The following is a 7,295-nucleotide window of genomic DNA, read 5'->3' on the forward strand; positions in this document are numbered from 1 at the left end:
GCGGGCGTCTGCGGGGGCGAAGACGCCTGAGCCCGGGAAAACGCCCGCGTCAGGTGCCCGGAGATGGCGCCGCCCCCTCAGACAAATCACCCGGACGCAGGCGGCGCGGCGCAAAAGCCCCGGAATCCAAGGCCGAAGGGACCCAAAGCAGTCGAGAAGCCGCATGCGCACGGGCCCCCGACGTCTATACTAGAAGGTTATTTTCCCTTTCTCCCACCAACTCACACTGGACAAAGAAGAGCGTTATGCGCGAGACATACTCCCCGCAGGAGGTTGAATCCGAAGTTCAGGCGATGTGGAAGGCCCGCGACGTTTATCGCGCCGTTGAGAATGCGCTCGACGGCGAGGGTCATCCGAAGCCCAAGTTCTACGTCTGCTCCATGCTGCCCTACCCGAGCGGGAAGCTCCACATGGGCCACGTGCGCAACTACACCTTGAACGACGTCATGTACCGCTTCCACCGCATGAAGGGCTACAACGTCATGACCCCGATGGGCTGGGACGCCTTCGGCCTGCCGGCCGAGAACGCCGCGCTCTCGAAGAAGGTCGCCCCCGCGCAGTGGACGTACTCCAACATCGCCGACATGAAGGCGCAGATGGAGCCCCTCGGCCTCGCCTTCGACTGGTCGCGCGAGCTCGCCACCTGCAAGCCCGACTACTACCGCTGGAACCAGTGGCTCTTCCTCAAGATGCTCGAGAAGGGCATCGCCTACCGCAAGACTCAGATCGTCAACTGGGACCCGGTGGACAAGACCGTGCTCGCCAACGAGCAGGTGATCGAGGGCCGCGGCTGGCGCTCGGGCGCCGTCGTCGAGAAGCGCGAGATCCCGGGCTACTACCTCGGCATCACGCAGTACGCCGAAGAGCTCCTTGAGGACATCAAGAAGCTCGACGGCTGGCCCGAGCAGGTGCGCCGCATGCAGGAGCACTGGATCGGCCGCTCCGAAGGCGTCACGCTCTCCTTCCCGTACGAACTCGACGGCGAGCCGAAGAAGCTCAATGTCTACACGACCCGCGCCGACACCCTGATGGGCGTCACCTTCGTCGCGATCGCGGCCGAGCACCCGCTCGCCGCCCACCTCGCGAAGAACCGCCCGGACCTCCAGGCCTTCATCGCCGAGTGCGCCAAGGGCGGCGTCTCCGAAGCCGACATGGCGACGATGGAGAAGAAGGGCGTCCCGACCGGGTTCTTCGTCAAGCACCCGCTCACGGGCGAGCCCGTCGAAGTCTGGATCGCCAACTACGTCCTCATGAGCTACGGCGAGGGCGCGGTGATGGCGGTGCCGGCCCACGACGAACGCGACTTCGCGTTCGCCAAGAAGTTCGGCCTCCCGATCAAGCAGGTCGTAGCGGTCAAGGGCGAAACCTTCTCCACCGACGCCTGGCAGGAGTGGTACGGCGACAAGACCCGCGAGACGCACCTCGTCAACTCGGGCGAGTTCGACGGCCTCGACATGCACGCCGCGATCGACGCGATCGCGCAGGCTCTGGGCAAGAAGGGCCTCGGCCACAAGGAGGTGAAGTTCCGTCTGCGCGACTGGGGCATCTCCCGCCAGCGCTACTGGGGCACGCCGATCCCGATGATCAACTGCCCGCACTGCGGCCCGGTGCCCGTTCCGGAAGCCGACCTTCCGGTGGTGCTCCCCGAGGACCTCGTGCCGGACGGCACGGGCAACCCCCTCACGAAGTGCGACGCCTGGAAGAAGGTGAAGTGCCCGAAGTGCGGCGGCGACGCCGAACGCGAGACGGACACGATGGACACGTTCGTCGACTCCTCGTGGTACTTCCAGCGCTACTGCTCGCCCGACTGCACGACCGGGATGGTCGACAAGCGCGCCGACTACTGGATGCCGATGGATCAGTACATCGGCGGCATCGAGCACGCCGTGCTCCACCTCCTCTACGCCCGCTTCTGGACGAAGGTGATGCGCGACTTCGGCCTCGTCAAGTACGACGAACCCTTCAAGAACCTCTTCACGCAGGGCATGCTGATGGCCGAGTGCTACTACCGGGATCTTCCGGACGGGCACCGCCGCTGGTACTACCCCGACGAAGTCGAGGTGCAGTACGACGAGAAGGGACGTCCGGTGGGCGCGATCTCGAAGGAGGACGGCGAACCCGTGGTGTTGGGCGGCATCGAGAAGATGAGCAAGTCCAAGTGCAACGTCGTGGAGCCCCGCGACATCATCAAGAAGTACGGCGCCGACACGGCCCGCAGCTTCGTGATGTTCGCCGGTCCCCCCGATCAGTCCGCCGCCTGGTCCAACTCGGGTGCGGAAGGCACGTTCCGGTTCCTGCGCCGCATCTGGGCCTGGGCGTACGCCAACCGCGAGACGGTGGCCGCCGCGGGCGAACTCGCCGGCTTCAAGGGCGAAATGAGCCACGAAGCGCGTCATCTGCGCCGCGAAATCCACGCCTGCCTCAAGCAGGCGGACTTCGACTACGCGCGCATGCAGTACAACACGGTCGTGTCGGCCTGCATGAAGATGTTCAACGCGATCGACGGATTCAAGGGCGTTGCAACGGAAGGCGGGGCGGTTGCGCTCAAGGAGGGAGTTTCGATCCTCCTGCGCACGCTCTACCCGATCGCGCCGCACATCACGACCGCGCTCTGGTCCGACCTCGAGTTCATCAAGACCGAGGGCGAACTGATCGACGCCAAGTGGCCCGAGTGGTCCGAAGAGGCGATCAAGGCCGATGAACTGAAGCTCGTCGTTCAGGTGAACGGCAAGCTCCGTGGTTCGATCCTCGTTTCGGCCGAGGCCACCGAGGACGAGATCCGCTTAGCCGCGCTCGCCAACGAAGACGTCAAGCGTTTCGTGGGCGACCTCCCGGTCCGCCGCGTGATCATCGTGAAGAACAAACTCGTGAACGTGGTGGCGAAGTAGTCCGCACCCGCGTCGCGAAGCGCTGAATCTTCGCCATCTTCACCTGAAGGGCGGCGTCTCCCGCCGGAAGCGGAAGCTTCCGGGTCGTGGAGACGCCGCCCTTCGTGTTTTGGATGGTGTTTGGAGCGTCCGCTCCGGCGCTTTTGCCCCCTCTCGGCGGGAGCGGCCTCAGGGCCTTCAGCAGGCTGCGGCCTTCGGGAACGTCACGCGCAGCATCTTGCCGACCGCCTCCGCGCGCACGGCCGACTCGTCGAAACCCTGCGGAATCTCGAAGCTCTCCGCCCAGACGACGCCCTCCCGGGTGATGCCGCGCACGGTGAGCAGGAGGTCGGTGAGTTCGACCGAAAGGTCCTCCACCGCGCCGTCGCCTACGGGCAGAACCACGCGGTAGCCCGCCGGCGCGTCGGTCACGAAGCGCCCCGCGAGGTCGCGCCTGGCCACCGCGATCGTACGGCTCCGGAAGAGGCGTTCGGAGATGAAGGAAGGGGCGGAGGGAAGGGCGGCGAGGGAGATGCGGGACGGGTGTGCTTCTTCCTGGCGGGCGCTCCCGCGGGCGGCGGCTTCACGAACATCGGTCACGGCGTCTCTCCTCCATCTTCTTTCCCGGGGACGGGCGGCCACAAGCGCCTCCGCCTCGAAAACGTACGCCCCATCATCGCGCAGAAGGGTGCTCAAACGGTGCTCCGCCGCCCCGCGAATTTTGAGTGTTTCATCAAACCTTCACGAATACCGAATTTCCTCCGGAATAGCCCCTACAAGAAAGGACGTAGAGGACGGATGGGCCCTGGAACATGAACGCAAACGCCCGAGAGGCGGCGCAGAGGCTGCTCCGCGGCGGCTTCAGCACGGAGGAGCCGCCGAAGAACCCTTGGGACGCCCCCGCCCCGGCTTCTATAATTTGGTGATTCGCCGGACCGGGCGGTCCCGCCGCCTCATCCGGCTCAGGTCATCCACATCCCGAACGCAATCAGGCACACATGCATTCGCGAATCTCCCGCCGTCGGGCGCTCACCCTTTCAGGAGGGCTTCTCGCCTCCCTCGCCCTCACGGGCTGCGGCTTCAGGCTGCGCGGGCACTTCGAGGCCCCCTTCGACACGCTCTACCTGCAGATGGCGGAGAACACCCGCTTCTCGGGGCTCTTGAAGCGCATGATCGAGTCGGGGTCTTCGATCCGCTGCGTCTCGTCGCCCAAGGGGGCCGACGCCGTCCTCGAACTCCTCTCCGTCACCCGCAACCGCGACGTGCTCACGATCAACGACGCGGGCCGTGCGCGCGAGTACGAGCTCACGCTCACGATCGAGTTCCGCTGCACCTCGCCCGAAGGGTTCGAGTACGTCGAGGCCACGCGGCTTTCGGCCTGGCGCGACATCACCTACACCGAGAGCGAGTTCCTCTCGCGCGAGAAGGAGGAGGAGGTGCTCTACGAGGACATGGAGAACGACCTGATCACGCAGATCGTGCGGCGTCTCGCCGCCGCGAAGGTCCCCGAAGGCCGCGCGGCGCACCCGGAGAAGCCGTAGATGGGGGTCTCCTCCCTTCAGTTCGCCGGGCAGATCGCCCGCGCGCAGACGCTCGCCCCCTTCTACCTCGCCACGGGCAGCGAACCGCTTCTGATGCTCGAGTCCGGGGACCTGCTCCGCGTCCGGGCGAAGGCCTTGGGCTACACCGACCGGCAGGTGCTCGAGATGAGCGCCAACGCCGACTGGTCGCAGCTCTTTGACGCCGCGGCCTCGATCGGCATGTTCGACGACCGGAAGTTCCTCGAGGTGAGGCTCCCGACGGGAAAGCCCGGGCTCAAGGGCGGCAAGATGCTCGCCGACTTCGTGGCGTCGCCGGTTGAGGGCGTCGTCGTCCTCTTCACGATCCCGCGCCCGGACTGGCAGGGCGTGAAGGCCCCGTGGTGGAAGGCGCTCTCCTCGCACGCCACCGTGATCGACTGCGATCCGGTGGAGCGCGGAGCGCTCCCCGCCTGGCTTTCGCAGCGCATGGCCGCCAACAACCAGACCGCCTCGCGCGAAGCCCTGGAGGCCTTCGCCGACCTCGTTGAAGGAAACCTCCTCGCCGCCAAGCAGGAGGTGGCGAAGCTCTCGCTCCTCTTCCCCGAAGGCGAAGTGACCCGCGCGCAGATCGAGACCTCGATCGGGAACTGCTCGCGCTACACGATGGAAGGGCTCGTGGACGCCGTCTTCATGGGCGACGCCGAGCGCGCCGCGCGCATGGTGGACGGGCTCGAAGCGCAGGGCGAAGTGTTCCCGCTCCTCCTCATGGTCTTCACGTCGCAGCTGCGCAACCTCGTGAAGCTGCGCACCGCTCAAGAAGCCGGCCAGAGCTTCGTGAAGGGCGTCTTCGCGACGCCCGCCCTGAAGGCCGCCGCCCGCCGCATTCCGCTCGCGCACGTCGTCAACGCCCTCTCGGTGTGCGCCGACATCGACCGGATGACGAAGGGCCTGGCGGTGCCTGAGCGCGACGCCGATCCTTGGATCGAGCTCAAAAGCGTCTGCCTCTTTCTCGCCCGTTCGCGCCGCTGAAGGCGCGGCGCCTCTTTCTACAATGGACGCACGGACCGCTCCGGCCGGAGCGGTTTCACTTTTTCCCTTTTGCGGCCTCCCTCAATGAGGCCCTGCGAGGTTCTATGACCACTTTCGAACCCCAGGCGCTCATGCGCACGATCGGCGAGGCCGCCCGCCGCGCCTCCCGCGGCATGGCGCGCGCCACGACCGCACAGAAGAACCAGGCGCTCGAGCACATCGCGGAGCTTCTCCTCGAGCGGTGCGACGACATCGCCGCCGCCAACGCCCTCGATCTTGAGCGGGCCCGTGCGTCGGGGCTTGCGCCCTCCTTCGTGGACCGCCTCGCCGTGACGGAGAAGGTGCTCGGCCAGATGGTCGAAGGCGCCCGCCAGATTGCCGGCCTCCCCGACCCCGTGGGGGCCGTTTCGGACCTGCGCCCGATGCCCTCCGGCATTGAAGTCGGCCGCATGCGCGTGCCCCTCGGGGTGGTCGCGATGATCTACGAGTCGCGCCCCAACGTCACGATCGACGCCGCGGCGCTCTGCCTCAAGTCCGGCAACGCCGTGATCCTCCGGGGCGGAAGCGAAGCGCTCGAGAGCAACCGCGCGTTGGCGCGCATCGTCTCGGACGCCTTGGCCGACGCGGGTCTTCCCGCCGCCGCCGTGCAGCTCATCCCGACCGCCGACCGCGCCGTCGTGGGTGAATTGATCCGCGCGCGCGATTATGTCGACGTCCTCATCCCGCGCGGCGGAAAGAGCCTCATCTCGCGCCTCATGGCCGAGGCGACCGTGCCGATGATCAAGCACCTCAACGGCATCTGCCACACCTACGTGGACGCCGTCGTGGACCTCGACATGGCCGTCTTCGTCGCCGACAACGCGAAGACCCAGCGTACGTCGCCCTGCAACGCGACGGAGACGCTCCTCGTCCACGCCGCTCAGGCCGAGGTGTTTCTCCCCCGCATCGGGCGGATCTACGCCGAAAAGGGCGTCGAGATGCGCGCGGACCCGCGGGCGCTTGAAGTCCTCACGCGCTGCGGCATCCCCGCGGTTCCGGCCGTTCCCGAAGACTGGGACACCGAGTACAACGCTCCGATCATCTCGATCGCAGTGGTGGATTCCTTGGACGACGCGATCGACTTCATCGACCGCCACAGCTCTCGCCACACCGACGCGATCCTCACGGACAGTTGCAGGTCGGCCGAACGGTTCCTGCGCGAAGTGGATTCGAGCTCCGTGATGGTGAACGCCTCGACGAGGTTCGCCGACGGCTTTGAGTATGGGCTCGGGGCCGAGATCGGCATTTCGACCGATCGTCTTCACGCCCGCGGCCCCGTGGGGCTCGAGGGTCTCACGTCGCTGAAGTACGTGGTCTTCGGCCACGGCGAAGGCCGCCGCTGAAAGCCCTTCGATTTCGTAGGTTGAAACCTACCATCTCATTGACGCACTCCCCGCCCTGAAGGACGGGGCTTGCGCGAGGCCGTTTTTTGGTCTGTGCGGGGCTTCTTGAATCTTGCGGGGAAGATGGCCGCACTGCGGCGCCCCTTCTTCGAGAGCCCTCCTTCGGGAGGCTCCCTCTCCGGAGAAGATCTCCAAAGCGGGGACTGCTGAACGCATGAAGAGCCGAGGCGGCCGGCGCGGTTCAGTTTTCGTCTCGCCTCCCGGAGATCCTTGAAGGGCTCTCCGGGAAAGCCAGAACCGCTCCCGCCGCCTCGGCTCGGGATGGATTTTGCATAGATCTTCAAAAGAAGCAAACACGGTTCTTCAGCCGCTTTTCTTGTATACGAAAAAGCATCTTCATGAGCGTACGCCTACGAAAATGTCGACGGAGGCCTCCAAACCACACCTTGACGCACTCCCCGCCCTGAAGGACGGGGATTCTCCACTTGACCAACGCT

General features: G+C 66.0%; 5 protein-coding genes. 4 read left to right on the forward strand and 1 reads right to left on the reverse strand.

All coding sequences use genetic code 11. The features are described from left to right. Positions 1 to 245 precede the first annotated feature (245 nt). Positions 246 to 2,888 carry a leucine--tRNA ligase gene (leuS, locus tag ACT6Y9_RS07155; RefSeq protein ID WP_443744025.1) on the forward strand — a complete coding sequence of 881 codons (2,643 nt, stop codon included), beginning with the start codon at positions 246 to 248 and terminating at the stop codon, positions 2,886 to 2,888. Between the two features lie 177 nt (positions 2,889 to 3,065). Here leuS and ACT6Y9_RS07160 read toward each other — a convergent pair whose 3' ends face one another. Next, positions 3,066 to 3,467 (reverse strand): Hsp20/alpha crystallin family protein, encoded by a 402-nt coding sequence (locus ACT6Y9_RS07160; RefSeq protein WP_295478435.1) that lies wholly within the window; start codon positions 3,465 to 3,467, stop codon positions 3,066 to 3,068. Between the two features lie 398 nt (positions 3,468 to 3,865). On the opposite strand from ACT6Y9_RS07160, the gene ACT6Y9_RS07165 reads away from it, so the two are divergent. The 3 genes from ACT6Y9_RS07165 (at position 3,866) to ACT6Y9_RS07175 (ending at position 6,798) form a co-directional block, all read left to right on the forward strand. After that, positions 3,866 to 4,408: an LPS-assembly lipoprotein LptE gene (locus tag ACT6Y9_RS07165; protein WP_295478432.1), complete on the forward strand. Its 543-nt coding sequence runs from the start codon at positions 3,866 to 3,868 to the stop codon at positions 4,406 to 4,408. Next, positions 4,409 to 5,416 (forward strand): DNA polymerase III subunit delta, encoded by a 1,008-nt coding sequence (gene holA, locus ACT6Y9_RS07170; RefSeq protein WP_295478429.1) that lies wholly within the window; start codon positions 4,409 to 4,411, stop codon positions 5,414 to 5,416. 104 nt (positions 5,417 to 5,520) lie between these two features. After that, positions 5,521 to 6,798: a glutamate-5-semialdehyde dehydrogenase gene (locus ACT6Y9_RS07175; RefSeq protein WP_443744026.1), complete on the forward strand. Its 1,278-nt coding sequence runs from the start codon at positions 5,521 to 5,523 to the stop codon at positions 6,796 to 6,798. The last annotated feature ends 497 nt before the right edge of the window (positions 6,799 to 7,295 follow it).

Source organism: Sutterella sp., from assembly GCF_052272535.1.
In the GTDB taxonomy this organism is placed as follows: domain Bacteria; phylum Pseudomonadota; class Gammaproteobacteria; order Burkholderiales; family Burkholderiaceae_F; genus Sutterella.

Coding starts and splice junctions, on each gene's coding strand:
- ACT6Y9_RS07165 (WP_295478432.1), top strand. CDS start 3,866: ATGCATTCGCGAATCTCCCGCCGTCGGGCGCTCACCCTTTCAGGAGGG.
- ACT6Y9_RS07175 (WP_443744026.1), top strand. CDS start 5,521: ATGACCACTTTCGAACCCCAGGCGCTCATGCGCACGATCGGCGAGGCC.
- leuS (WP_443744025.1), top strand. CDS start 246: ATGCGCGAGACATACTCCCCGCAGGAGGTTGAATCCGAAGTTCAGGCG.
- holA (WP_295478429.1), top strand. CDS start 4,409: ATGGGGGTCTCCTCCCTTCAGTTCGCCGGGCAGATCGCCCGCGCGCAG.